We start from the raw sequence: 23,625 nt of genomic DNA on the forward strand, positions 1-23,625 counted from the left end.
CCGGCGCAGCCGAACAGCGGTCAGCCGACGAAGAACTGCTGGGTGTACAGCAGGCGGAACCCGTGCCGGCCGAGGTTGCGTTCGGAGACCGAGCCGGGTGTCGCGGTGACCGCCACCACGTCACACCCGAGTTCGGCCGCCAGCGTCAGCCGCCGTTCGATCAGGGCGGACTGGCAGCCGCGGTTGCGGGCCCACGGGGCGGTGGCCGCGCCGCCGAGCCACCCGACCCCGGAGACCACCTGCAGTGAGCCGCAGGCGGCCGGTCGGCCGGCGAGCCACCCCAGCAGGTGGAGTGACTCGGGCATCACCTGCAGCGCCGAGCTGTGCTCGTCACACACCGCCCGGGCCGCCTCTTCGACCGCCCCGAACCCGGTCGCCATCACCTCCCGCCAGCGGCCGACCGACTGGTCGTCCACCTCGGTCACCTGCACCATGGCCTCGGCGCCATCCGGCTGCGACACGCGGTCCGCGAGCTCATGAACCAGGACCGAACGGACCGCGTCCGGCCGGTAGCCCCGCTCGTCCAGAGCCTGGCGCAGGGTGGCCGGTGCCAGGTTCGACAGCTCCAGCGCGGGTGGTGCGGTCGGCTCGAAGAAGTCGGCCAGCTGATCCAGATCCACCTGGTCCGGCTCGGCCAGCCCGAAGCCGATCGCCCGGTTGACGTAACGGCCCGGTCCCAGAGCGCAGAAGGCGCCGATGCCGTGCCGGACGCCGGTTGCCGGGCTGAGCGGGGAGGCGCGCCGGTACGCCTGCACCAGCGCCAGGCCCTGCTCCGCGGCGGACGCCTCCAGCCGCAGCGCCAGCGCCCGCCTCGCACGGTCAGGACCGGCCCGACCGTCAGGACTGGTCGTCGTCGTCACCCGCGCCCTCCGGATCGATCTCATCCACGCTGCGCCCGGTCAGCGCGGACAGCTGCTCGACGATCGTGCGATAGACCAGGATCCGCAGACCGCGCCGGGATGCGGCCCGGTGCTCGAGCGGCCGGCGGTAGACGACCACCTGGCTGAGCTGGTCGGGGGTCGCCTCCAGCGCAGCAGCCAACGGGACCCGGCCACCGGACCAGGCGGTCTCGAGGTGCGGCACGTCCTCGATGCCGAAGGTGACACCGACCAGGGCATCCGGACAGTGCTGGGCAATCCGGTCGACCGCCCCATGGACCGCCTCGGCGAAGTAGTCCGCCTTGCTCTGTGGTCGAGGTGGCGTCGCCGGCCGACCGGACAGCGGGTTGGGCAGCGCCAGCGGCCCACGCATTCCCCGGCCATGGCGATCGCGCTGACGACTGGACATGACCTCAACCCTAGTCGGGGTTGGCGACACGTCGCTCGACACGGCCGGACAATGCAGCCGAAGCCGCGCGGTCGCCGGTAGCGTCAACCTGGTGAGGTCCAGGCGTTGTTCCCGTGCCGGCTGCAGCCGTGCCGCCACAGCGACCTTGACCTACGTCTACCTCGACTCCACGGCCGTCCTCGGTCCGTTGGCGACCCGGGCGGAACCGCACTGCTACGACCTGTGCGAGCTGCACTCCCAGGCGCTGTCGGCGCCCCGCGGCTGGGAGGTCATCCGGCTCTGCGGCGCGGAGGACCCGCAGCCGAACAGTGACGACCTGCTGGCGCTCGCCGACGCCGTCCGTGAGGTCGGCCTCGGCTATGAGGATGCGGCGGAGACTCCGACTGAGACGGTGCGCCGCAGGTCGGGAATCGTCGAGCTGGGTCGGCGTGGCCACCTCACCGTGCTGGCCGACCCGGACGCCTGAGCCCAGCCCGATCCGGGTTGGGCGCTGGCAGAGGCGAGGGAAAGATCAGACCTCTTGACCGCATCCCGCCCGGGCCAGACGCCGGACGGATAGGATTCGGGCGGTGATCACCCGAGGAGTTTTCAAGGCCAACGACATCCGCGGCATCGCCGTCGGCCCGTCGCCGGAGTGGGATGCCGACGGCGCCTTCGCCGTCGGCGCGGCGCTGGTGGACACGCTCGACCTGGTGGCCGCCGAGGGCGCGCTGGTGCTGGGCCGCGACATGCGGGTGACCAGCCCCGAGTTCGCGGCCGCCTTCGCTCGAGGCGTGCTGAGCCGCGGAGCCGATGTCGTCGACATCGGTCTGGCGAGCACCGACGAGCTCTGGTTCGCCTCCGGACGGCTCGGTCTGCCTGGTGCGATGTTCACCGCCAGCCACAATCCGGCCAGCTACAACGGGGTGAAGTTCTGCCTCGCCGGCGCCCGCCCGATCGCCTCCGCGACCCTGGTCGAGATCGCCGACCGGGCGATCAACGATGTGCCGGTGACCGCACCTGCCCTGGGCGAACTGTCCGAACTGGACCTGCTGCCCGCCTACGCCGACCACCTCCACACCCTGGTGGACCTCAGCGGCTGCCGTCGGCTGCGGGTCGTCGCCGACGCCGGCAACGGGATGGCTGGCCACACCCTGCCGGCCGTGCTCGGGTCGGCCAACGTCGACCTGATCGGCCTGTACACCGACCTGGACGGCACCTTCCCCCACCACCCGCCCAACCCGCTCGAGCCGGAGAACCTGCGTGACGCGCAGGCTGCCGTGCTCGAGCACCAGGCCGATCTTGCCCTGGTGTTCGACGGGGACGCCGACCGCTGTTTCATCATCGACGAGCGGGGCGAGGTGGTCAGCCCCTCGGTGGTGACCGCCATGATCGCCAGCCAGGAGCTGGCGCGCGAGCCGGGCGCGACGATCGTCCGCAACACCATCACCTCACGGGCGGTGTCCGAGCTGGTGGAACGGCTCGGCGGCCACATCGTCACGACCAGGGTGGGGCACACCTTCGTCAAGGCCGCCATGGCCGAACACGACGCCATCTTCGGCGGCGAGCACTCGGCGCACTACTACTTCCGGGACTTCTGGGGTGCCGATACCGGCATGCTCGCCGGGCTGCACGTGCTGGCCCTGGTCGGCAACAGCGACAAACCGCTGTCGGAGCTGGCCGGCAGCTACAGCAGGTACGTCGAGTCCGGTGAGCTCAACAGCGTGGTCGTCGACACAGCCCAGGTGACCGACGCCGTGGCGGAGCGGTTTGCCGACCGGGCCGCGCTCGAGCGTCTGGACGGGCTGACCGTCGCGGCTGACGACTGGTGGTTCAACCTCCGACCCAGCAACACCGAGCCGTTGCTGCGGCTGAACGTGGAAGCCGCCGACCACGACACGATGGTTGCTGTGCGTGACGAGGTGCTCGCCGTCATCCAGGACACGGCCCGGGGGCCGGCGGTAGAACAATCGCCCCTGCTGTAGAACAATCGGGTCAGACCGAGCCGCTGGCCCGGCCGAAACAGAGGAGATTCATGGCTGTCGACCTAGCCCCCGAGCTCTTGCAGATCCTGGCCTGTCCGAACTGCCACGCCTCGCTCGCGGTCGACCACGAACGTGAGGAGCTCGTCTGCACTGCGGCCGACTGCGCCCTGGCGTACCCGGTCCGCGACGGCATCCCCGTGCTGCTGATCGACGAGGCCCGCCGACCCGAGTCCCAGTAGCGGCAAGCACCGAGCATGTCGGTATTCGATGACGCCCGGCTGGACGACCGTGCAGCGCTGGCGGGGGCCGACGAGGTACTCCGCAGGCTGGCCTCTGCGGGCGCCCGGTTGCGCCGAGAGGCCGGCGAGGCACTCCGGGCGACCACCACCCTGGCCGACACGCCACGTCCGCGGGCTGTCGTCGCGGCCGGAGCCGAGGCCCGGTTCATCCGGGCGATAGTCGAACCGGTCTGCCCGGTCCCGTTCGTGGCCTGGCCCACCCATGGACTGCCGGGCTGGGTGGGTGCACTGGACCTGGTGGTGGTGCTGGCCAGCGACGCCGCCCATGCCGGGCTGATCTCGACCGTGCACGAGGCTGTCCGCCGAGGCGCCCAGGTGGTGATCGCCTGCCCGGGACACTCACCAATCGCCGAGCACGCCGCCGGTTCCTCGACCACGCTGCTGCCGACCAGCACCGGGGACACGCTGGCCGCTGCGATCGTGGCACTGACGGCGATGCACGTGATGCAGCTCGGCCCCTCGGTCGACTCCGAGCTGGTCGCCGAGGCGATGGACAAGGTCGCCGAGGACTGCTCGCCGTCCGTCGAGACCATCGAGAACCCTGCCAAGGAGGTGGCGTTGGGGCTGGCCGACACGCAGCCCCTGGTCTGGGGTGGTTCGGTGCTGGCGGCCCGGGCCAGCCGGAGGGTCGCGGAGGCCTTCCGTGCGGCCAGCGGACGGGCTGCGCTGGCCGCCGACGTCGAGGAGCTGCTGCCGGTGCTGGACGCCGCCGCCCCGCGGGACCCGTTTGCGGACCCGTTCGAGGACCTCGGCAGCGCCGACCGGCGTCCGTGCCTGGTGGTGCTCGACGACGGCAACGGTGACGAGCTGGTGCGGTCCGGGCAGACCCGGCTGCTGGCCGCCGCCGAGCGCAACGACATCCGGGTGTGCGTGATCGCCCATCAGAGCGGCTCGGCGGTGGAGCGCTATGCAGCCCTGCTGCAGACCGGGATGTACGCGTCGGTCTATCTCGCCGTCGGACTGGGCCGCTACCACGACCTGTGATCCCACTCGACCGGCGCCTTCGGGTTGGTTGAGCCTGACCCGTCTCTGGCAGGATGAGGCCTTGTGAGTGCAGAAGGTGGGAACAAGGCGGTCGTCGCCGCGCTGGCGGCGAACACGTTCATCGCGCTGACCAAGTTCGGCGCCTGGCTGCTGACCGGTGCCTCGTCGCTGCTGGCGGAGGCGATCCACTCGGTGGCGGACGCCGGCAACCAGGCGTTGCTGCTGGTCGGCAGCAGACGGGCCAAGCGCGGCGCGTCGGATGAGCATCCGTTCGGCTACGGCCGGGAACGCTACATCTTCGCCTTCATCGTCAGCATCGTGCTGTTCAGCGTCGGTGGGCTGTTCGCCCTGTACGAGGCGTACCACAAGTACCACGAGATCGCCCAGGGTCATCCGAACCAGCTGCTGGAGAGCCGTTGGTGGTGGGTCCCGATCGCCATCCTGCTCGCCGCGATCGTCGCCGAGGGGCTGTCCTTCCGAACCGCGATCAGGGAGTCCAACCGGAGCCGCGGCTCGGTCTCGTGGATACGTTTCATCCGGTCGGCCAAGGCGCCCGAGCTGCCGGTGATCCTGCTGGAGGACTTCGCTGCACTGCTGGGGCTGGTGTTCGCGCTGCTGGGCGTGGGGCTGACGCTGATCACCCAGAACGGGTACTTCGACGTCGGTGGCACCGCCCTGATCGGCCTGCTGCTGGTGGCTGTCGCGGTCGCCCTGGCGATCGAGACCAAGAGCCTGCTGCTGGGGGAGTCGGCGACCAGGGATGCGGTGGCCAGGATCGAGGCCGCGCTGAACGGCACCCCGGGGATCGAGCGGATCATCCACATGAAGACACTGCACCTGGGTCCGGAGGAAGTGCTGGTGGCCGCCAAGATCGGGGTCAGGTCCGGTGACACCGCAGTCGAGGTGGCCGAGGTGATCGACCGGGCCGAGGTGCAGATCCGCCAGGCCGAGCCGATGGTCACCGCGCTCTATCTCGAGCCCGACATCTACGACCCCGGCTACGTCCCCGCAGCCCGCCCCGAGCCGCCGGCCGCCGCCGGCCACTGACCTGTAGGAGCCGATCCAGCGATGGCCGCCGACCTGACCCCACCCGCCGACCTGACCCCGCCCGCGGAGCCGACCCCCACCGCAGCCCCGGGGGCAGCGGCGCCCACCGCGGTGCTGGTGCTCAACGGCGTCAACCTCGGTCGGCTCGGCACCCGAGAGCCGGGCATCTACGGCACCACCAGCTATCAGCAGCTGGCCGACCTGTGCCGTTCGGCCGGGGCCGGGCTGGGGCTGGAGGTGGAGGTGCGCCAGACCGACTCCGAGGCCGAGATGGTGGGGTGGCTGCATGAGGCGGCCGACCGGCGGACGCCGGTGGTGCTGAACCCTGCCGCCTGGACCCACTACTCGATCGCCGTCGCCGACGCGGTCGCGCAGCGGACGGCCGACCTGATCGAGGTGCACCTGTCCAACGTGCACGCCAGAGAGGACTTCCGGCGCCATTCGGTCATCACGCCGTACGCCACCGGCGTCATCGCCGGGCTCGGCCCGCAGGGCTACGTGCTGGCCCTGACCAGGCTCGCCGCCGGCTGACCGCCGGCGGCGGTCAGGTCAGGCGACGGTGCAGCCCGCCGAGGCCCAACGTCGGCCTGGCGCGGTGACGGTCGGCGATCTTCTCGGCCGGCAGCAGCCCGGCCAGGAACTCGTAGCGGTCCAGCACCTCGGGCCCCTGGGTCATCGACCACTCGCCGATCTCGTGCCAGCAGGGCGAGCCGAACGATCCCGACACGTTGCGGACCGAGAGCCCGGCGCAGAGGTTGGCGAACCGCAGCCGGTCGGCCAGCGACCAGCCGGTCAGGGTGGCGAAGACGAACGCCCCGGCGAAAACGTCGCCGGCTCCGGTGGCGTCGACAGCATCGACCTGGATGGCCGGCTCGAACAGGATCGTGCCGGTGGACCGGTCGGCGGCCAGCACACCGTCCGCGCCGGTCTTCACCACGGCCGTCTGGACGAAGTCCATCAACCGCTCCACCGCAGCCTCCGGAGACGTGGTCCTGGTGTACGCCATCGCCTCGGTGGCGTTTGGCAGGAAGACGTCCACGTCAACCAGAGAGTCCAGCACCGCCGGTGACCAGGTCCCGGTGGGATCCCAGGCGGTGTCGCCGAACACGAGGGCGCCGTCGCGTTTCATCTGGCGCAGCCAGCCGGGAGCGCTGGTGCCGACCTCGACGAAGCAGCTGCGCGACTGAGGCGGGTTCAGCGCCAGGGTCTCCAGCGGCTCCGGCATCGGTCGCTCATAGGTGATCATGGACCGGTCGCCGCCGTGCGAGAGAGACACGGTGACCGGGGTGGGCCAGTCGTCGAACTGGCGGGAGCGACTCAGGTCGATCTCCTCCTGGTCGGCGAGCGTCTCCCAGAGGAAGTCACCGAACCAGTCACCGCCGAACGGGGCGGCCAGGCTGACGTGCAGTCCGAGCCGGCTCATCGCCACCGCCATGTTGGCCATCCCGCCAGGCGCCGAGCCCAGACCCTCGGTCCACAGCTCCGTCCCGGGCGTCGGCGAGGAGGGCAGGCCGGAGAAGATCATGTCCATGAACACCATGCCGGTGAGGAACGCGTCCACCGGTGGGGTGGGACAGCTCTCAGCGTCGGTCATGGCAGGCTCCGGAGTTCGGTGCGGCCCGGCGGGCGAGCCGCCGCCAGGCACGGGATGATAGAGATCATCATCGCAGTTCGCGACCATCGGGGCTGCCGATTCGTGTGCGCGTACCGCACGACAGCGCAGAAGTTATCGACAGGGACGAGGTGTGCCGGTGAAGATCGCGATCCTGGGCGGCGGCGGCTTCCGGGTGCCGATCGTCTACGAGGCCCTGGTGCGCCAGCTGGACCGGCTGGCCGTGGACGAGGTGGCCCTGTTCGACACCGACCAGCGCCGGGTCGCCGCGATCGCGGCCGTACTGGAGCAGCTGAACGCGCCGGTTCGTCGACCCCCGAGGGTCCGCCGCTGCGACCGGCTGGTCGATGCCCTCGGCGGGGCCGACTTCGTCTTCTCCGCGGTCCGGGTCGGGGGCCTGAGTGGACGCACCGGCGACGAACGCCGCGCGCTGGCCGCCGGAGTGCTCGGCCAGGAGACGATCGGCGCGGGTGGGGTCACCTACGGACTGCGGACCGTGCCGGTGGCGACCCGGATCGCGGAGGCGTGCGCAGCCGTCGCGCCCGACGCGTGGTTCGTCAACTTCACCAACCCGGCCGGGATGGTGACGGAGGCGATCTCGCGGGTGCTGGGCGACCGGGTGATCGGCATCTGTGACTCACCGGCTGGGCTGTGCCGCCGGATCGCGGTCGCGCTCGGCGTCGACGAGCGGGACGCCTGGTTCGACTATGTCGGGCTCAACCACCTGGGCTGGGTGCGCCAGGTGCTGGTCGACGGCCGCGACCGGCTGCCGGGGCTGCTGGTCGACGAGCCGCGGCTGGCGAGGATCGAGGAGGGACGGCTGTTCGGCGCGGACTGGCTGCAGACGCTGGGTGCGATACCCAATGAGTACCTCTACTACTTCTACTGCGCCGACGTCGCGGTGGAGGCGATCCGAGCCGAGCCGGAGACACGCGGGGAATACCTGCTGCGGCAGCAGAGCGCGTTCTACGACGCGGTCGAGGCGGACCCGGCCGCGGCCCTCACGTTGTGGCGGCAGGCCCGGGCCGAGCGGGACTCCAGCTATATGAAGGAGACCCGGCCGGCGGACCAGGAGCGTGACGCGGACGACATCCAGCTCGGCGGCTACGAACGGGTCGCGCTGGCGTTGATGAACGGGATCGCCGGCAACGAGCAGTCGACCATCATCCTCAACGTCCGCAACCGGCACGCGCTGTCCGACCTCGACGACGACGCCGTGGTGGAGGTGCCGTGTCTGGTCGGCGCCAACGGGGCCCAGCCGCTGTCGGCCCGCCGGCTGGACGAGCACATGTCCGGCCTAATCCGCGCGGTCAAGTCGGTCGAGCGGCAGACCATCGAGGCTGCCCTGAGCGGATCGCGCCGGGCGGCGGTGCGGGCACTGGCCGACCATCCGCTGGTCGCCTCGGTGGGTGCCGCCCGTCGGATCCTGGCAGATTACGCCTGGCCCGAGGCCTGATTTTCCGTCTCCAGTTCGAATCTGAGCGACCCTAGCCCCTAGGCTGCAGTCATGGATTATCGCGTCGCCGACCTGACCCTGGCCGAGTTCGGCCGGAAAGAGATCAACCTGGCCGAGCATGAGATGCCCGGACTGATGGCCATGCGGGAACAGTACGGTCAGCGCCAGCCGCTGAAGGGCGCCCGGATCGCCGGCTCCCTGCACATGACGGTGCAGACCGCGGTGCTGATCGAGACCCTGGTGGCGCTGGGCGCCGAGGTGCGCTGGGCCAGCTGCAACATCTTCTCCACCCAGGACCACGCCGCCGCCGCCGTCGTGGTCGGCGACGGGTCGCCGGAGGCGCCGGGCGGTGTTCCGGTGTTCGCCTGGAAGGGCGAGACGCTGGAAGAGTACTGGTGGTGCACCGAGCAGATCCTCAACTGGCCGGACGGCCGACTGCCCAACATGATCCTGGACGACGGCGGCGACGCCACCATGCTCGTCCACAAGGGTGTCGAGTATGAGAAGGCCGGTGCTGTGCCGGACGCGACCGACGAGCACCCGGAGGAGTTCAGGGTCTTCCTCGGGCTGCTCAAGACGTCACTGGCCGAGGGCCGGACCAACTGGACCGAGGTGGCCAACTCCATCAAGGGAGTCACCGAGGAGACCACCACCGGGGTGCACCGGCTGTACGAGATGCACCGCCAGCAGGCGCTGATGTTCCCCGCGATCAACGTCAACGACTCGGTCACGAAGTCCAAGTTCGACAACAGGTACGGCTGCCGCCACTCGCTGATCGACGGTCTCAACCGGGCGACCGACGTGCTGATCGGCGGCAAGGTCGCGGTCGTGTGCGGCTACGGCGACGTCGGCAAGGGCTGCGCCGAGTCGCTGCGCGGCCAGGGTGCGCGGGTGATCATCACCGAGGTGGACCCGATCTGCGCCCTGCAGGCCGCCATGGACGGCTACCAGGTGACCACCCTCGAGGATGCGCTGCCGATCGCCGACATCTACATCACCGCGACCGGCTGCCTGAACGTGATCAGCGCCGACCAGATGAGCCGGATGAAGCACCAGGCCATCGTCGCCAACATCGGCCACTTCGACAACGAGATCGACATCGCCGGGGTGGAGAAGTGGCCCGGAGTGACCCGCAACAACATCAAGCCGCAGGTCGACGAGTGGATCTTCCCCGGCCCGGACGGATCCGCCGACGGCGCGGGTCGGCACTCGGTGATCGTGCTCAGCGAGGGCCGGCTGATGAACCTGGGCAATGCGACCGGACACCCCAGTTTCGTGATGAGCAACTCGTTCACCAATCAGGTGCTCGCGCAGATCGAGATCTTCACCAAGCCCGAGGAGTACCCGGTCGGCGTGCACGTCCTGCCCAAGCACCTCGACGAAGCGGTGGCCAGGCTGCACCTGGGCTCGCTGGGCGTGAAGCTCACCGAGCTGTCGGCCAAGCAGGCCGCCTACCTCGGCGTACCGGTCGAGGGCCCCTACAAGCCCGACCACTACCGCTACTGAGCCGTGGCCGCTGACGTCAGCCGTCGATGAATCTGCTCGCCGACGGGTCCCCCGGGGCCGGCTGGCAGGACCTGCTCGAGGGGATCCGGGACCTCGGCGCTGAGGACCTGGGGCGGGTGCGGCGCGAGGTGGCCCGGCTGTTGGAGGACGACGGGGTCAGCTACACCCCGAGCCCGCCACTGACGGTGGCGGCGACCGGGGCGTCGGCCGCGGAGCCGCCGCTGACCGAACCCACCGCCTGGCGGCTGGACCCGGTGCCGCTGGTGTTGGACGAATGGGAGTGGGCCACCCTCGAGGTGGGCCTGGTCCAGCGGGCCGAGCTGCTGAACGCGGTCCTGGCCGACCTGTACGGTGAGCGCCGGCTGATCGCCGACGGTCTGCTGCCGCCGGCGGTGGTGTTCGGTCACCGGGAGTACCTCCGCTCCTCGGTGGGCATCGACCACCTCGGACCCCAGCTCATCCTGGCGGCCGCCGATCTGGGCCGGGACGCGGGTGGGGAGTGGCGAGTACTGGGGGACCGTACCCAGGCGCCGTCCGGCGCCGGTTACGCGATGGAGAACCGTCGGGTCATCTCCAGGGCGCTCCCCGAGCTGTACGGTCGCGCGCACCTGCACCGGCTGACCCCGTTCTTCCAGTCCATGCGCGCCGCCCTGGCCGATGCCGCCGCAGGCCAGGTCGAGGATCCGCGGGTGGTCGTACTCAGTCCCGGGACCCACTCCGAAACCGCCTTCGACCAGGCCTTCCTGGCGTCCCTGCTGGGCTTCCCGCTGCTGGAGGGCAACGACCTGACGGTCCGTGACGGCAAGGTCTGGATGCGCGGGCTCGGCAAGCTGGAAAGGGTGGATGTGATCCTGCGCCGGGTCGACGCCGCCTGGTCCGACCCGCTCGAGCTGCGGCCCAACTCCCAGCTCGGCGTACCGGGTCTGCTGGAGTGCGTCCGGCAGGGCAGTGTCACGTTGGCCAACGGACTGGGCGCCGGGGTGGTGGAGAACCCGGCCTTGCTGCCGTTCCTGCCCGAGATCTGCCAACGGCTGCTGGGCGAGCCGCTGCGGCTGCCGTCGGTGGAGACCTTCTGGTGCGGCGACCGGACGGCACGCAGCCATGTGCTGGCCAGCCTGGACTCCCTGGTGATCCGCCCCATCTCCCGGGCCGACGGCAGGAGCGTCATCGGCGCGTCGCTGACCAGGGCCGAGCGGGAGAGGCTGGCCGACAGGATCGAGGCCACGCCGTACGCGTTCGTCGGTCAGCGGCAGCTCAGCCTGTCGCCGCCCCCGAGCGCCGACGACGACCGCCTGGAGCCGCGGAGCGTCGTGCTGCGCAGCTTCGCCGTCCGTCGCGGCGCCTCCTACGCCGCCATGCCGGGTGGGATGGCGACCAGCCGTGAGCGCACCCTCGACGACTCCGGCGGGGCGGACGGCGCCACGGAGGGGTCATGGACCGCAAGGGACGTCTGGGTGGTGGGTGGCCGACGCCCCGCACCGAGTGCGCCGAGCGGGCTGCCGGAACGCGCTCAGCTGCACGTCGCCGAGGCACCTGCGGCGATGGTGCCGCGCGTGCTCAGCGACCTGTTCTGGTTCGGCCGCTATGCCGAGCGGGCGGAGGACCTGCTGCGGCTGATCCTGGCGACCAGACAGGTCGCGGTCGAGACCGACGGCGATCGAACCACCGGCCAGCCCCTGGATGCCCTGCTCAGGGCCGTCACCCATGTCAGCGCCGCCTATCCCGGCTACACCGAGCAGACCGACGCGTGGCTGACCGAGCTGCGTTCGATGGTCCTCGACCGGCGTCGGACCGGCACGGTGGCGCAGTCCGTTGCTGCGCTGACCAACGCCGCCCAGGGTGTCCGCGACCAGCTGTCGCAGGATGTCTGGATGGTGCTGGCCGGGGTCGACCGGGCGCTGGCCGCGCTGACCGTCGCGCCGTACGACCAGGGCCCGCAACTCTATGACACCAGTGAGCGGTTGCTGTCGGGCTTGCTGGCCCTGACCGGCATCACCAGCGAGAACATGGTGCGCGATCCGGGCTGGTATCTGCTGGACAGTGGCCGCGGCATCGAGCGCGGTCTTCAGGTGCTGGCCCTGCTGCGCTCGACCGTCTGCCGACCGCATGCCGACAGCGCCGAGCGGATGGTCATCGAGGCAGCCCTCTCCGCGGCCGAGAGCATCGTCACCTATCGCCGCCGCTACCGCGGCCAGACCCGGGTGGCCCCGATGCTGGAGCTGCTGGTGCTGGACCGGCACAACCCGCGAGCGGTCGCCTACCAGGTCGACCGGGTGGCGGCTGACCTCCGTTCGCTGCCCGGCTCGAGCGGCACGTCCCGGCCGGTGCGGCTGGTGTCCGACCTCGCCGAGCGACTGGCGGGGGCCTCGCCGACGGAGTTGGTGGCGGCGGGCGACGCCGGCGGATACGACCAGCTGGCCTCCTTCCTGGGTGAGCTCCAGGAGCAGCTCCGGCGGCTCGCCGAGGCCATTGCCGAGGAGTACCTGACCCAACCGCCACAGCCACAGCCGCTCTGGCGTCCGCTGCTGACCGACTCCCGGCTCACTGTGCGGGTGGAGCCGACACCATGACCGACTACCGGATCCGGCACACCACCCGCTACAGCTACGACGGACCGGTCAGTGGTTCCTACGGGCTGTTCCATCTCCGTCCGCGGGACCTGCCCTGGCAGCAGTGCCGCAGCCACGACGTGCGGATCGAGCCCGCTGCCGCCGATGTCTTCCGGCACTGTGACGTCTTCGGCAACGACAAGACCTACTTCCACGTCATCGAGCCGCACACCGTGCTGGAGGTCACCGCGGTCAGCGAGGTGCAGATCTCGCCCCAGCAGCTGCCGCCCGACCGACTGTCCATCGCCTGGGAACGGGCCCGGCCGGATCAGCGGCTGGAGCTGCCCGATGCCTGGCAGGCGGTGGACTACACCTTCGCCACGCCGCTGGTCGACCTGCCCGACGAGGTGCACGACTACGCTCGCCGTTCGTTCCCGGCCGGCCGGCCGCTGGGTGAGGCGGCCACCGAACTGATGCACCGGATTCACGCCGACTTCGACTACCAGTCGGGCTCGAGCTCGGTCACCTCCCGCGTCACCGACCTGTTGCGCAGCCGCAGCGGAGTCTGCCAGGACTTCGCCCACTTCCTGGTCGCCTGTCTGCGCAGCCAGGGACTGGCGGGCCGGTACGTCAGCGGTTATCTGGCCACCCGGCCGCCGCCGGGACAGCCGCGGCTCGTCGGAGCCGACGCCAGCCATGCCTGGGCCGGCTGCTGGGTGCCCGGTGCCGGGTGGCTCTACCTGGACCCGACCAACGACCGGCTGACCGACGAGGCCCACGCCACCGTCGCGTTCGGTCGGGACTACGGCGACGTACCGCCGGTGAAGGGCGTGATCTTCACCAAGGCGAAGGAGTCGAACATGACGGTCAGCGTCGACATGGCACCGGTGCCCCGCGCCGACTCTGCCGGCCGTTAGCGGCGACGGCTACTTCTTCGCCCTCTTCTTGGCGGCCCCACGCGGCACGTCGAAACCGACCAGGGTCGCCGAGCCGGCGCTGAGACCGGCCCAGCTGCCGTCGTACCGCAGCGTGGCCAACCCGCTGGTCGGGAACTTGTCGTCCAAGGCCCGCCACAGGTCCGGCCGCCCGTCCCGGTTGCCGATCTTGTCCACCAGATCCGGGATGCCCGGCGCGTGGCCGACCAGCAACACCGTGGACACCTGCTCCGAGAGACCCCGGAGTACGGCCATCAGCTCCGGCACCCAGGCCTCGTAGATGGAGTCGTCATAACTGACCTCGCACGTCGGAGCACCGCCCTTGACGGCCCGGCGCCAGGTCTGCTGCGCCCGGGTCGCCGTCGAACAGACGACCAGGTCGGGCCGGATGTCGTGGTCGGCCAGGAAGGCGCCGACGGCAAGGCTGTCACGGCGTCCGCGGCCCGACAGCGGCCGTTCGTGGTCGTCAACGTCCAGGCCCCAGGCGGACTTGGCGTGCCGCAGCAGCATGATCGTCTTCGAGGCGGCGGAGTCACTCATGCGGCGAGCCTACGGCTGCCGGGTTGACGGAAGGTTACGAGCGCCGCTTGACGCCCGGTGGTGACCCCGCCGCCCGGAGGAAGGCTCAGTCCAGCAGCCGGCGCAGCAGCTCAGCCAGGGTCGCCCGCTCGTCCGGACGGAGGGCGGACAGGAACGTCTCAGCCTGGGCGGCGCGCATCTCTTCGACCTCGCGGGCCACTGTGCGGCCAGCCTCGGTGAGCCGAAGACAGGTGGCCCGCCGGTCGCTCTCATCCGGTAACCGTTCGAGCAGCCCCTTGGCCTCGAGGGCATCGACCACCTCGGTCGCCGACCGCGGCGCGATGTGCAACGCCTCAGCCAACGCGGACACCCGCAGCGGCTCGGTGGCGGGGAGGTCGTCCCGGCCGGCCACCACCCGTAGCGCCCGGGACTGGTGCGGGGACAGCTCCCAGGGCTCCAGCGACACCGCGAACCGGTGCCGAAGCGTGCGGGCAGCCCGCATGATCAGTTCGCTCGCATGGTCCGATGGTGCCGCCATGGCCCCAGCGTAGAGGTGGACCCGCATCCAGAGTTTGTCGGGCTACCACATAATGAGGTAGCCTCACCAACATGAGTTGCTGACGAGATGAAAGACCGAGGTGGTGCGCATGAGCAGCCCTGACACCCGAAATCCTGACGCCGACCTGTCCGGCCGCGGCGGTCGTGGCGGCGGCCAACGTCCAGATCCCCGAGATCTGGCCCAGCTCGACTCCCACCCGGTCAGCCTCCGCCGGGTCGCCGCGCTGTTCGCGCCGTACCGACTGCAGCTCGGCCTGGTGATGGCGCTGATCGCCGCCACCTCGGCGGTGGGACTGGCTATTCCCTTCCTCACCCGCCGGATCATCGACGAGGCGATCCCGCAGCGCGACGGCGCCCTGCTCGCCCTGCTGGTCGGCGGCATGCTTGCGGTCACCGTGGTCGGAGCCGTTCTCGGGGTGCTGCAGACCTGGTTGTCCACCACGATCGGACAGCGGGTCATGCACACCCTGCGCAGCCGGGTCTTCGGACACCTGCAACGCCAGTCGTTGGACTTCTTCACCCGCACCCGGGGCGGCGAGGTGCAGTCGCGGCTGATCAACGACATCGCCGGGATGCAGAACGTCGTCACCACCGCAGCCACCTCGTCCGCCTCCAACGTCACGGCGGCAGTCGGCACGGCCGTGGCGATGGCGGCCCTCAGCTGGCGGCTCTCATTGCTGTCCTTGGTCGTGCTGCCGCCGGCGATCTGGCTGACCCGGAAGGTGGGAACGATGCGGCGTGACGTCACCGCCAGGAGGCAGCGGGCCGTGGCCGGCCTGCACGCGCAGGTGGAGGAGTCCCTGTCCGTCAGCGGTGTGCTGCTCGGAAAGACCCTCGGCGCCGGCCCGGCGCTGACGAAGCGCTTCACCACCTCGTCGGCGGGACTGCTCTCGCTCGAGGTCGCCGCCCAGCTGGCCGGTCGCTGGCGGATGGCCACCACGAGCATCGTCTTCGCCGCCATTCCGGCACTGATCTACCTCTTCGGCGGCCACCCCGCGACTTCCGGTGGGATGTCCATCGGCACTCTGGTGGCCTTCACGGCACTTCAGGCCGGTCTGTTCCGTCCGCTGATGGGGGTCCTCAACGTCGGCGTCCAGGTGACCGGCTCGATGGCGCTGTTCAGCCGGATCTTCGAGTACCTCGACCTGCCGGTGGAGATCGACGACCCGAGCGTGCCGGCCGAGGTGGATCCGGAAGGCCTCAGCGGTCACCTCCGCTTCACCGAGGTGGGCTTTCGCTACCGCGGCGCCGACCGGGATGCCCTGAACGGGATCACCCTGGAGGTGCCGGCCGGCACCCATCTGGCGCTGGTGGGGCTCACCGGCTCCGGCAAGAGCACGCTGGCTGCGCTGGTGGCCCGGCTGCACGATCCGACCAGTGGTGTGGTCAGCATCGACGGCGTCGACCTGCGCCTTCTTCCGCTGCAGACCCTGGCCCGGGTGGTCGGTGTGGTCTCCCAGGAGACCTATCTGCTGCACGCCAGCATCGCTGACAACCTCCGCTACGCCAGGCCTGAGGCCACCGACGACGAGCTGGTCGAGGCGTGTCGAGCGGCTCAGATCCACGACGTGATCATGGCTCTTCCCGACCGCTACGAGACGGTGGTCGGTGCTCGCGGCTACCGGTTCTCCGGGGGTGAGAAGCAGCGGTTGGCGATCGCCCGGACCCTGCTGCGGGACCCTCGGGTGCTCGTTCTGGACGAGGCGACCAGTGCGCTGGACAACAGCACTGAGGCCGCCGTCCAGCAGGCACTGGAGACGCTGAGCCGTGGCCGCACGACACTCACCATCGCCCATCGGCTGTCGACCGTGCGCGACGCCGACCAGATCGCGGTCCTGGAGTCGGGGCGGATCGTTGAGCTGGGCGACCACGCCGGCCTGGCGGTGGCCGGCGGCAGCTACGGGCGGCTGCTCCGCGCAGAGCACGTCCGCGAGCCGGAGCTCACTGCCGTGAGCTAGCCCCGCGAGCGGGCTGTGGGCCTGGCTTTTCTAGCCGTCGTCGCCGGGCTTGTCATCGTTCAGGCTCTCCCAGATGTCCTTGCAGTCAGGGCAGACCGGGAACCGCTGTGGGTCGCGGCTGGGCACCCACACCTTGCCGCAGAGGGCGACCACCGGGGTCCCCATCACCATGGCCTCGGTGAGTTTGTCCTTCGGTACGTAGTGCGAGAACCGCTCGTGATCGCCTTCGTCCAGGCGGTAGTCGGTCCGCTCGTCGACGATCGTCTCTGCTCCGGGACTGCGCTGTTGCTGGCTCACGGCCGCCAGTCTAATGCGGACCACCCGCACCGGTCCCTGGGTCGGACCAGGAACCCGGTTGCCGCCGGTGCGGAATGGGGTGGTGGACTTGGCCCGGTGACCAGCACCTCCCGCGATCTCGACTCGGCGGACGCAGCCCCCCCGGTCTCGCGGCGGACGCTCACCATCGGTCTCTGCGCCTCGATCGTGGCCATCGCGTTCGAGGCCATCGCTGTGGCCACCGCGATGCCGGTGGCGGCCGCAGCGTTGCACGGCATCGGCGTCTACGCCTGGGCCTTCTCGTTGTTCCTGATCGGCCAGCTGTTCGCCACCATCGCGGCCGGCCGGGTGGCGGACCGGGTCGGGCCATCGCGGCCGATGATCGCCGGCCTGCTGGTCTTCGCGGTCGGCCTGGTGGTGGCGGGAAGCGCACAGCAGATGTGGCAGCTGATCGCCGGTCGGTTCATCCAGGGCCTGGCCGGTGGCATCTTGGGCGTCTCCATCTATGTCTGCATCGCCCGCGGGTTCGAGGAGCGGCAGCGACCAAGGATGTTCTCCTACATCTCCACCGCCTGGGTGCTGCCCTCCTTCGTCGGACCGCCGGTGGCGGCCTGGCTGACGCATCGGTTCGGCTGGCCGTGGGTGTTCTTCGGCGTGCTGCCGCTGCTGGCCTTCGCCGCGGCGATGGTCATTCCCACCCTGGTCCGGATGGCCCGGACGGAGCTGCGCGAACCGGTCGAGCCCTCAACCGCCCGGCCCGCACCGCTCTGGGCGGCGGGTCTGGCGGCGGTCGGTGCAGCGCTGATCCAGCTCGCCGGACAGCGGCTGCAACCTCTCTCGATCCTGGTCGCCCTCGCCGGAGCAGCGGCTCTGCTGGTGAGCCTGCCCCGACTGATGCCGCCCGGTTTCCTCCGGTTCCACACCGGCCTGCCGGCCGTGATCGCTGTCCGCGGCCTGTTGGCCGGCGCGTTCTTCGGCGCCGAGGCCTTCATTCCGCTGATGCTGGTGGAGCAGCGGGGACTGGCGCTGGTGCTGGCCGGCGCCGTGCTGACCATCGGTGCCGTCGGCTGGACGACCGGGTCCTGGATCCAGAGCCGGCCGACGCTGGCCCTGCGGCGCGACCGGATCATCACCCTGGGCTCGGCCTGCATCCTGCTCGGTCTGCTGTGCGCCGCCTCGGCCGCCTTCTGGCCGGCAGTGTGGGTGGGGATGGTCGGAGTCGGCTGGATCCTCGGTGGGTTCGGCATGGGCATGTCGATCGCCAGCACCTCGCTGGCCACCATGAGCCTGTCGGCGGTGAGCGAGCAGGGCCGCAGTGCATCGTCGCTGCAGTTCGGTGAGGCCCTCGGCGCGGGACTGTTCGTCGGCATCAGCGGGTCCATCTTCGCCGCCCTGCACCCGGGCGGGAACCTGCCGCTGACCTTCGGTGTGGTGCTGACCGCGATGGCCGCCGTCGCCCTGGTCGGCATCGCGATGTCACTGCGGATCGGTCGAGTCGCCAACGAGCTGGCCCGCTGACCGGTCCCGGTCCCGGTGGGAGGGCATGGGTCGTTCGGACCGGAGGCCCCGCTGCTCTAGACTCGGGCCAGTGAGTGCCCAGCCTGAGATCACGACCACCGGCCTGCCGCCGGCGTTCCCGGATCGGGCCGCCTGGGGGACTGCGAAGCAGCTCCGGGCCTGGCAGGAGGCGGCACTGCAGCGGTATTTCGACACCAACCCGCAGGACTTCCTGGCGGTTGCTACGCCAGGCGCCGGCAAGACCTCCTTCGCCCTGACCCTGGCCGCCAACCTGCTCAGCCGTCGGCAGATCGACCGGATCATCATCGTCGCGCCCACCGAGCACCTGAAGACACAGTGGGCCGAGGCAGCGAGCAAGATCAACATCGCGATCGACCCCAGCTTCGGGGTCAAGCAGGGCAGGACCAGCCGGGATTTCGTCGGCATCGCCCTCACCTATGCCGGGGTGGCGATGAACCCGCTGGCGCTGCGGATCCGTACCGAGGGCTTCAAGACGCTGGTGATACTCGACGAGGTGCACCACGCGGGCGACGCGCTCAGCTGGGGCGACGCGGTCCGCGAGGCCTTCGAGCCGGCCACCCGCCGGCTGATGTTGACCGGTACCCCGTTCCGTTCCGACTCCAACCCGATCCCGTTCGTCCGCTACGAGCCGGACGGCGCGGGGGCACTGCGGTCGCGGGCCGACTATTCGTACGGCTACGGCGAGGCACTGGCCGACGGCATCGTCCGGCCGGTGCTCTTCATGGCCTACTCGGGGGACCTGCACTGGCGGACCAGCGCCGGCACCGAGGTCGCCGCCAGGCTCGGTGAGCCGCTCACCAAAGACCTGGCCAGCCAGGCGCTGAGGACGGCACTGGACCCGCAGGGCTCCTGGATGCCGGCCGTCCTCCGGGCGGCCGACACCCGGTTGACCGAGGTGCGCCAACACGTCCCGGACGCCGGTGGCCTGGTGATTGCGACCGACCAGACCACGGCCAGGGCCTACGCAGACATCCTGCGGTCGGTCACCGGCAAGAAGCCGGCGGTGGTGCTGAGCGACGAGGCGCAGGCGTCCAGGAAGATCTCCGCCTTCGCCGACGGGGACGAGCGCTGGATGGTGGCCGTCCGGATGGTCTCGGAGGGTGTCGACGTGCCCCGGCTGGCGGTCGGGGTGTACGCCACCTCGACGGCGACGCCGCTGTTCTTCGCTCAGGCGGTCGGCCGGTTCGTCCGGGCCCGGAGCAGGGGGGAGACTGCCTCGGTGTTCGTGCCGAGCGTCGCCAATCTGCTCGCCTTCGCCTCCGAGATGGAGGTGGAACGCGACCATGCCCTCAGGCGACCCGGCAGCGAGCCGACCGAGGAGGACCTGCTGCTCGCCGCCGAGCGGCTCGAGACCGAGGCCGACGCCGACCCGGAGAAGGGGGAGTTCGCGGCGCTGGCCAGTGAGGCCGACTTCGACCGGGTGGTCTTCGACGGCGGCGAGTTCGGGCTCTCGGCGCGCGCCGGCAGTGACGACGAGATGGACTACCTCGGCATCCCCGGCCTGCTCGAGCCGGACCAGGTCAAGGATCTGCTGCGCCGGCACCAGGCGCAGCAGGTGGCCCGCGGCCCGCGGCCCGAGCAGGCCGAACGGAGCACCCACACCGAGCTCCGGGCGTTGCGCAAGGAGCTCAACGGACTGGTGGGGGCCTGGCACCACCGCACCGACCAGCCACACGGTGTCATCCATGCCGAGCTGCGGAGTGCCTGCGGCGGTCCACCGACGGCGGCTGCCAGCGCCGTCGAGCTCCAGCAGCGGATCGACCTGATCCGCGAGTGGGCGGTCTCCCAACGCGGCTGAGCGCCAGCGCCGCCGACGGCCAAGGTGTAAGACAGCGGTAGAGGAGAACGGGCCACCGGCGGTGACGAGGAGCGCGGATGAGCGACGAGCGGCAGATCCTTGAGCACGTGCTCGGCGAGGCCGCAGGTTTCCTGGCGGGCCTGCACGACCGACCGGTGGCCGCGCGCAGCGATGTCGACCAGGTCGCCACCGCTCTGGGCGGGCCGCTGCCCGAGGACGGTGAGGACGGTCTGCAGGTGATCGAGGAGCTGATCGCCGCAGCCGAGCCCGGTCTGGTGGCGATGCCGTCCGGCCGTTTCTTCGGCTGGGTCATCGGCGGCACCCTGCCGGCTGCGCTGGGGGCGGACTGGCTGACCTCGGCCTGGGACCAGAACGCCGGCCTGCTGGCCTCCTCCCCGGCTGCCGCCGGAGCCGAACGGGTGGCGGCCGGTTGGCTGCTCGATCTCCTGCGCCTGCCGGCCACTGCCGGCGTCGGTTTCGTCACCGGCGCGATGATGGCCAACTTCACCGGCCTGGCGTCCGCGCGGCACGAGGTCCTGCGCCGGGTGGGCTGGGACGTCGACCGGGACGGACTGGTCGGGGCTCCACCGGTGCGGGTCGTGGTAGGCGAGGAACGGCACGACACGATCGACGCCGCGCTGCGCTATCTCGGCCTGGGCCAGGGGCGCAGTGTGGTGGTGCCGGCCGACGGACAGGGCCGGCTGCGGCCGGAGGCGCTGTCGGAGCACTTGGATCGTCTCGGCCCGGGTCCGCTGATCGTGGCGCTGCAGGCCGGCAACGTCAACAGCGGCGCCTTCGACCCGCTCGAGGCGGCGATCGAGACGGCCCACCGGCACGGCGCCTGGGTGCACGTCGACGGCGCCTTCGGGCTCTGGGCGGCCGCTTCGCCCCGGATGCGTGGCCTGGTCCACGGCCTGGAGCGGGCCGACTCCTGGGCTACCGATGCCCACAAGACCCTCAACGTCCCCTATGACAGCGGCATTGCCGTGGTCGCCGACGCCGAGGCGCTGTACGACGCGATGGGGGTGCATGCGGCGTACCTGATCCAGGACGAACGCCCCGACCCGATGGCGAGTGTGCCGGAGTTCTCCCGGCGGGCGCGCGGGTTCGCGGTCTGGGCGGCGCTGCGGTCCCTCGGCCGGAACGGTGTGGCCGAGCTGGTCGAACGTTTCTGCGGCCACGCCCAGAGGTTCGCCGCTCTGCTGGCGGAGATCGACGGCGCCCGGGTGGTCAACGACGTGGTGTTCACCCAGGTATGCGTGTCCTTCGGCGCCGACGAGGTGACCCGTGAGGTGGCCCGCCGGCTGCTCGCCGAGGGCACCGCCTGGATGACCCCGTCGGTCTGGCAGGGCCGGGCGATCCTGCGCATCTCGGTGTCGAACTGGCGGACCACCGACGAGGACGTGGACCGCACCCTGGAGGCGGTACGCCGCGTTGTCGCCGAGGTCCGGTCGGCGGCGCCGGTGAGCTGAGCCAGGCCTACAGACCGGGGGCGGCCAACCCGATCATCTCCATCGGGGGCGTTCTGGCCTACTGAGGCGCCTGCTGGACGAGCGGCTCCGTCCGGAACGGGATCAGTTCGGCCAGACCGATCAGGGTCGAGGCGCGGACGATGTCGGGGTCGGTGACCATCAGGTCGATGACCCGCTGCAGGTCCGCGTTCGAGTGGGCCACGATCCGGCACCACAGGTCGCCGCTGCCGGTGACGGTCCAGCACTCCAGCAGCTCCGGGATGGACCGCAGATGTTCGGTGACCCGGTTTCGGCCGACATGCTGGACGATCTCCAGGGTGACGAAAGCGGTGACGGCATAGCCGAGCGCGGCGGGGGAGATGGCCGGAGCCCAGCCGGTGACGATGTGGTTGCGCTCCAACCGGTCCAGCCGCGCCTGGACGGTGCCGCGCGCGACCCCCAGCCGCCGGCTCGCCTCCAGTACGCCCACATGCGGCTCGACACTGAACAACCCGAGGATCCTGCGGTCCAGCTCGTCGATGGGCGGACTGGACATGCTGGCTCCTGTTTGTGGGGTGAATCGGCCTGACACTGGGCACAGTGTAGGACCGATATCACTGCCATTGCGCAGGTTGTCGACGGAAGTGACCATGGAGCCATGACTGACGTGCTGACAGGAGAAGAGAAGCTCGCTCGGCTCGACCTCGGCCAGCTGCAGCAGCTGGTGGGACTGGTCGAGTACGACGCCTCGGCTGACCCGTTCCCGGTCACGGGCTGGGATGCGGTCGTCTGGGTGGTGGGGAACGCGACCCAGACCGCGCTGTTCTACCAGTCCGTGTTCGGCATGGACCTGGTTGCCTACGCCGGGCCGGAGACCGGTCAGCGTGACCACAAGGCGTATGTGCTGACCAGCGGTGCCTGCCGGTTCGTGGTGCTGGGCGGGGTGGCGCCCGACAGTCCGTTACTGGACCACCATCGCCGGCACGGGGATGGCGTCGTCGACATCAGCCTCGAGGTGCCGGACGTGGATCGGTGCATCCGCCAGGCACGCGCGCAAGGGGCCACGATCGTGGCCGAGGCACACGACCTCACCGACGAGCACGGCACGGTTCGGCTGGCCACACTGCAGGCGTACGGCGACACCGTGCACACCCTGGTGGACCGGTCCCGCTACGACGGCATCTACCTGCCCGGCTACGTCGAGCGGAGCTCGACCTACCGCAGGCGCACAGCTGCTCCCCGGAGGCTGTTCCAGGCCCTTGACCATGTCGTCGGCAACGTCGAGCTCGGCCGGATGGACGACTGGGTGGCTTTCTACAACAGGGTGATGGGCTTCACGAACCTGGCCGAGTTCATCGGTGACGACATCGCCACCGACTACTCCGCATTGATGAGCAAGGTCGTGGCCAACGGGAATCACCGCGTCAAGTTCCCGTTGAACGAGCCGGCGGTCGCCAGGCGGAAGAGCCAGATCGACGAGTTCCTGGAGTTCTACGGCGGCCCTGGGGCCCAGCACCTGGCACTGGCGACCAACGACATCCTGGCGACGGTGGATGCCATGCGGGCCGAGGGGGTGGAGTTCCTGGACACGCCAGACTCCTACTACAACGACCCGCAGCTGCGGGCCAGGATCGGCGAGGTGCGGGTGCCCATCGACGAGCTGCACGCACGCGGCATCCTGGTGGACCGGGACGAGGACGGCTATCTGCTGCAGGTCTTCACCAAGCCGATCGGCGACCGGCCGACGGTCTTCTTCGAGCTGATCGAGCGGCACGGCTCGCTCGGCTTCGGCAAGGGGAACTTCAAGGCGCTGTTCGAGGCGATCGAGCGCGAGCAGGAGCGGCGCGGCAACCTCTGACCCCGGGCTTGGTGCCACTGGCATCCTCG

The 23,625-nt window shown here is 70.5% G+C and carries 22 protein-coding genes; 15 read left to right on the forward strand and 7 right to left on the reverse strand.

The window, feature by feature from the left end; genetic code table 11:
- Nucleotides 1-20: 20 nt before the first annotated feature.
- On the reverse strand, nt 21-860 hold the full coding sequence (locus JOE57_RS13540; RefSeq protein ID WP_204918746.1) for a GNAT family N-acetyltransferase: 840 nt from the start codon (nt 858-860) through the stop codon (nt 21-23).
- Nucleotides 838-1,287 (reverse strand): metallopeptidase family protein, encoded by a 450-nt coding sequence (locus tag JOE57_RS13545; RefSeq protein ID WP_204918748.1) that lies wholly within the window; start codon nt 1,285-1,287, stop codon nt 838-840. The genes JOE57_RS13540 and JOE57_RS13545 overlap by 23 nt, the downstream gene beginning before the upstream one ends.
- A 91-nt stretch (nt 1,288-1,378) precedes the next feature.
- Here JOE57_RS13545 and JOE57_RS13550 point away from each other — a divergent pair, with 91 nt between their 5' ends.
- The 6 genes from JOE57_RS13550 (at nt 1,379) to aroQ (ending at nt 6,112) form a co-directional block, all read left to right on the forward strand.
- Nucleotides 1,379-1,753 carry a DUF3499 domain-containing protein gene (locus tag JOE57_RS13550; protein ID WP_420827678.1) on the forward strand — a complete coding sequence of 125 codons (375 nt, stop codon included), beginning with the start codon at nt 1,379-1,381 and terminating at the stop codon, nt 1,751-1,753.
- Nucleotides 1,754-1,856: 103 nt separating this feature from the next.
- Complete coding sequence (locus tag JOE57_RS13555) at nt 1,857-3,251, forward strand: phosphomannomutase/phosphoglucomutase (protein WP_204918752.1); 1,395 nt, start codon at nt 1,857-1,859, stop codon at nt 3,249-3,251.
- Between the two features lie 50 nt (nt 3,252-3,301).
- Complete coding sequence (locus tag JOE57_RS13560; protein ID WP_204918753.1) at nt 3,302-3,490, forward strand: Trm112 family protein; 189 nt, start codon at nt 3,302-3,304, stop codon at nt 3,488-3,490.
- Nucleotides 3,491-3,505: 15 nt separating this feature from the next.
- Nucleotides 3,506-4,534: an SIS domain-containing protein gene (locus tag JOE57_RS13565; RefSeq protein ID WP_204918755.1), complete on the forward strand. Its 1,029-nt coding sequence runs from the start codon at nt 3,506-3,508 to the stop codon at nt 4,532-4,534.
- A gap of 63 nt (nt 4,535-4,597) precedes the next feature.
- On the forward strand, nt 4,598-5,581 hold the full coding sequence (locus JOE57_RS13570) for a cation diffusion facilitator family transporter (RefSeq protein WP_204918757.1): 984 nt from the start codon (nt 4,598-4,600) through the stop codon (nt 5,579-5,581).
- Nucleotides 5,582-5,602: 21 nt separating this feature from the next.
- Nucleotides 5,603-6,112, forward strand: coding sequence for a type II 3-dehydroquinate dehydratase (aroQ, locus tag JOE57_RS13575; protein ID WP_204918759.1), 510 nt, complete (start codon nt 5,603-5,605; stop codon nt 6,110-6,112).
- Between the two features lie 13 nt (nt 6,113-6,125).
- Here the strand turns inward: aroQ and JOE57_RS13580 are convergent, their stop codons facing one another.
- Nucleotides 6,126-7,175, reverse strand: coding sequence for a carbohydrate kinase family protein (locus JOE57_RS13580; protein WP_204918761.1), 1,050 nt, complete (start codon nt 7,173-7,175; stop codon nt 6,126-6,128).
- A gap of 157 nt (nt 7,176-7,332) precedes the next feature.
- Here JOE57_RS13580 and JOE57_RS13585 point away from each other — a divergent pair, with 157 nt between their 5' ends.
- Genes JOE57_RS13585 through JOE57_RS13600 form a run of 4 tightly spaced genes read left to right on the forward strand, consistent with a single transcriptional unit; the run spans nt 7,333 to nt 13,621 of the window.
- Nucleotides 7,333-8,649 (forward strand): family 4 glycosyl hydrolase, encoded by a 1,317-nt coding sequence (locus tag JOE57_RS13585; RefSeq protein ID WP_204918763.1) that lies wholly within the window; start codon nt 7,333-7,335, stop codon nt 8,647-8,649.
- Nucleotides 8,650-8,700: 51 nt separating this feature from the next.
- Complete coding sequence (gene ahcY, locus JOE57_RS13590) at nt 8,701-10,155, forward strand: adenosylhomocysteinase (RefSeq protein ID WP_204918765.1); 1,455 nt, start codon at nt 8,701-8,703, stop codon at nt 10,153-10,155.
- A gap of 26 nt (nt 10,156-10,181) precedes the next feature.
- Nucleotides 10,182-12,725: a circularly permuted type 2 ATP-grasp protein gene (locus JOE57_RS13595; protein WP_204918767.1), complete on the forward strand. Its 2,544-nt coding sequence runs from the start codon at nt 10,182-10,184 to the stop codon at nt 12,723-12,725.
- Nucleotides 12,722-13,621 carry a transglutaminase family protein gene (locus JOE57_RS13600; RefSeq protein ID WP_204918769.1) on the forward strand — a complete coding sequence of 300 codons (900 nt, stop codon included), beginning with the start codon at nt 12,722-12,724 and terminating at the stop codon, nt 13,619-13,621. Before JOE57_RS13595 ends, JOE57_RS13600 begins: the two co-directional genes overlap by 4 nt.
- Nucleotides 13,622-13,630: 9 nt before the next feature.
- Here JOE57_RS13600 and JOE57_RS13605 read toward each other — a convergent pair whose 3' ends face one another.
- Nucleotides 13,631-14,179, reverse strand: coding sequence for a SixA phosphatase family protein (locus JOE57_RS13605; protein ID WP_204918771.1), 549 nt, complete (start codon nt 14,177-14,179; stop codon nt 13,631-13,633).
- An 85-nt stretch (nt 14,180-14,264) separates the two neighbouring features.
- Entirely contained in the window at nt 14,265-14,696 is a 432-nt protein-coding gene (locus JOE57_RS13610; protein WP_275588348.1) for a MarR family winged helix-turn-helix transcriptional regulator, read from the reverse strand.
- Between the two features lie 109 nt (nt 14,697-14,805).
- Here JOE57_RS13610 and JOE57_RS13615 point away from each other — a divergent pair, with 109 nt between their 5' ends.
- Nucleotides 14,806-16,674 (forward strand): ABC transporter ATP-binding protein, encoded by a 1,869-nt coding sequence (locus JOE57_RS13615; protein ID WP_204918775.1) that lies wholly within the window; start codon nt 14,806-14,808, stop codon nt 16,672-16,674.
- A 30-nt stretch (nt 16,675-16,704) separates the two neighbouring features.
- On the opposite strand, the gene JOE57_RS13620 is transcribed toward JOE57_RS13615, so the two are convergent.
- Nucleotides 16,705-16,971, reverse strand: a complete 267-nt coding sequence (locus JOE57_RS13620; protein WP_204918776.1) for a DUF3039 domain-containing protein — start codon at nt 16,969-16,971, stop codon at nt 16,705-16,707.
- Nucleotides 16,972-17,067: 96 nt separating this feature from the next.
- On the opposite strand from JOE57_RS13620, the gene JOE57_RS13625 reads away from it, so the two are divergent.
- The 3 genes from JOE57_RS13625 to JOE57_RS13635 all read left to right on the forward strand — a co-directional run bounded on the left by JOE57_RS13625 (nt 17,068) and on the right by JOE57_RS13635 (nt 21,759).
- A complete protein-coding gene (locus JOE57_RS13625) occupies nt 17,068-18,468 on the forward strand; it encodes an MFS transporter (protein WP_204918778.1) in 1,401 nt (466 codons plus the stop codon).
- Between the two features lie 70 nt (nt 18,469-18,538).
- Entirely contained in the window at nt 18,539-20,287 is a 1,749-nt protein-coding gene (locus JOE57_RS13630) for a DEAD/DEAH box helicase (protein ID WP_420827679.1), read from the forward strand.
- 77 nt (nt 20,288-20,364) lie between these two features.
- Entirely contained in the window at nt 20,365-21,759 is a 1,395-nt protein-coding gene (locus JOE57_RS13635; protein WP_204918782.1) for a pyridoxal phosphate-dependent decarboxylase family protein, read from the forward strand.
- A gap of 58 nt (nt 21,760-21,817) precedes the next feature.
- On the opposite strand, the gene JOE57_RS13640 is transcribed toward JOE57_RS13635, so the two are convergent.
- Nucleotides 21,818-22,294: an Lrp/AsnC family transcriptional regulator gene (locus JOE57_RS13640; protein ID WP_204918784.1), complete on the reverse strand. Its 477-nt coding sequence runs from the start codon at nt 22,292-22,294 to the stop codon at nt 21,818-21,820.
- 102 nt (nt 22,295-22,396) lie between these two features.
- Here JOE57_RS13640 and hppD point away from each other — a divergent pair, with 102 nt between their 5' ends.
- The gene (hppD, locus tag JOE57_RS13645) at nt 22,397-23,596 is read left to right on the forward strand and encodes a 4-hydroxyphenylpyruvate dioxygenase (protein ID WP_204918785.1); all 1,200 of its coding nucleotides are present in this window, start codon (nt 22,397-22,399) and stop codon (nt 23,594-23,596) included.
- Nucleotides 23,597-23,625: the final 29 nt, after the last annotated feature.

It is taken from the genome of Microlunatus panaciterrae (assembly GCF_016907535.1).
In the GTDB taxonomy this organism is placed as follows: domain Bacteria; phylum Actinomycetota; class Actinomycetes; order Propionibacteriales; family Propionibacteriaceae; genus Microlunatus; species Microlunatus panaciterrae.

Bases quoted from the DNA above. Each gene is read 5' to 3' on its own strand.
- JOE57_RS13545 (WP_204918748.1), bottom strand. From the start codon at position 1,287: ATGTCCAGTCGTCAGCGCGATCGCCATGGCCGGGGAATGCGTGGGCCG.
- JOE57_RS13560 (WP_204918753.1), top strand. From the start codon at position 3,302: ATGGCTGTCGACCTAGCCCCCGAGCTCTTGCAGATCCTGGCCTGTCCG.
- JOE57_RS13565 (WP_204918755.1), top strand. From the start codon at position 3,506: ATGTCGGTATTCGATGACGCCCGGCTGGACGACCGTGCAGCGCTGGCG.
- aroQ (WP_204918759.1), top strand. From the start codon at position 5,603: ATGGCCGCCGACCTGACCCCACCCGCCGACCTGACCCCGCCCGCGGAG.
- JOE57_RS13580 (WP_204918761.1), bottom strand. From the start codon at position 7,175: ATGACCGACGCTGAGAGCTGTCCCACCCCACCGGTGGACGCGTTCCTC.
- ahcY (WP_204918765.1), top strand. From the start codon at position 8,701: ATGGATTATCGCGTCGCCGACCTGACCCTGGCCGAGTTCGGCCGGAAA.
- JOE57_RS13595 (WP_204918767.1), top strand. From the start codon at position 10,182: ATGAATCTGCTCGCCGACGGGTCCCCCGGGGCCGGCTGGCAGGACCTG.
- JOE57_RS13600 (WP_204918769.1), top strand. From the start codon at position 12,722: ATGACCGACTACCGGATCCGGCACACCACCCGCTACAGCTACGACGGA.
- JOE57_RS13605 (WP_204918771.1), bottom strand. From the start codon at position 14,179: ATGAGTGACTCCGCCGCCTCGAAGACGATCATGCTGCTGCGGCACGCC.
- JOE57_RS13610 (WP_275588348.1), bottom strand. From the start codon at position 14,696: ATGGCGGCACCATCGGACCATGCGAGCGAACTGATCATGCGGGCTGCC.
- JOE57_RS13615 (WP_204918775.1), top strand. From the start codon at position 14,806: ATGAGCAGCCCTGACACCCGAAATCCTGACGCCGACCTGTCCGGCCGC.
- JOE57_RS13635 (WP_204918782.1), top strand. From the start codon at position 20,365: ATGAGCGACGAGCGGCAGATCCTTGAGCACGTGCTCGGCGAGGCCGCA.
- JOE57_RS13640 (WP_204918784.1), bottom strand. From the start codon at position 22,294: ATGTCCAGTCCGCCCATCGACGAGCTGGACCGCAGGATCCTCGGGTTG.
- hppD (WP_204918785.1), top strand. From the start codon at position 22,397: ATGACTGACGTGCTGACAGGAGAAGAGAAGCTCGCTCGGCTCGACCTC.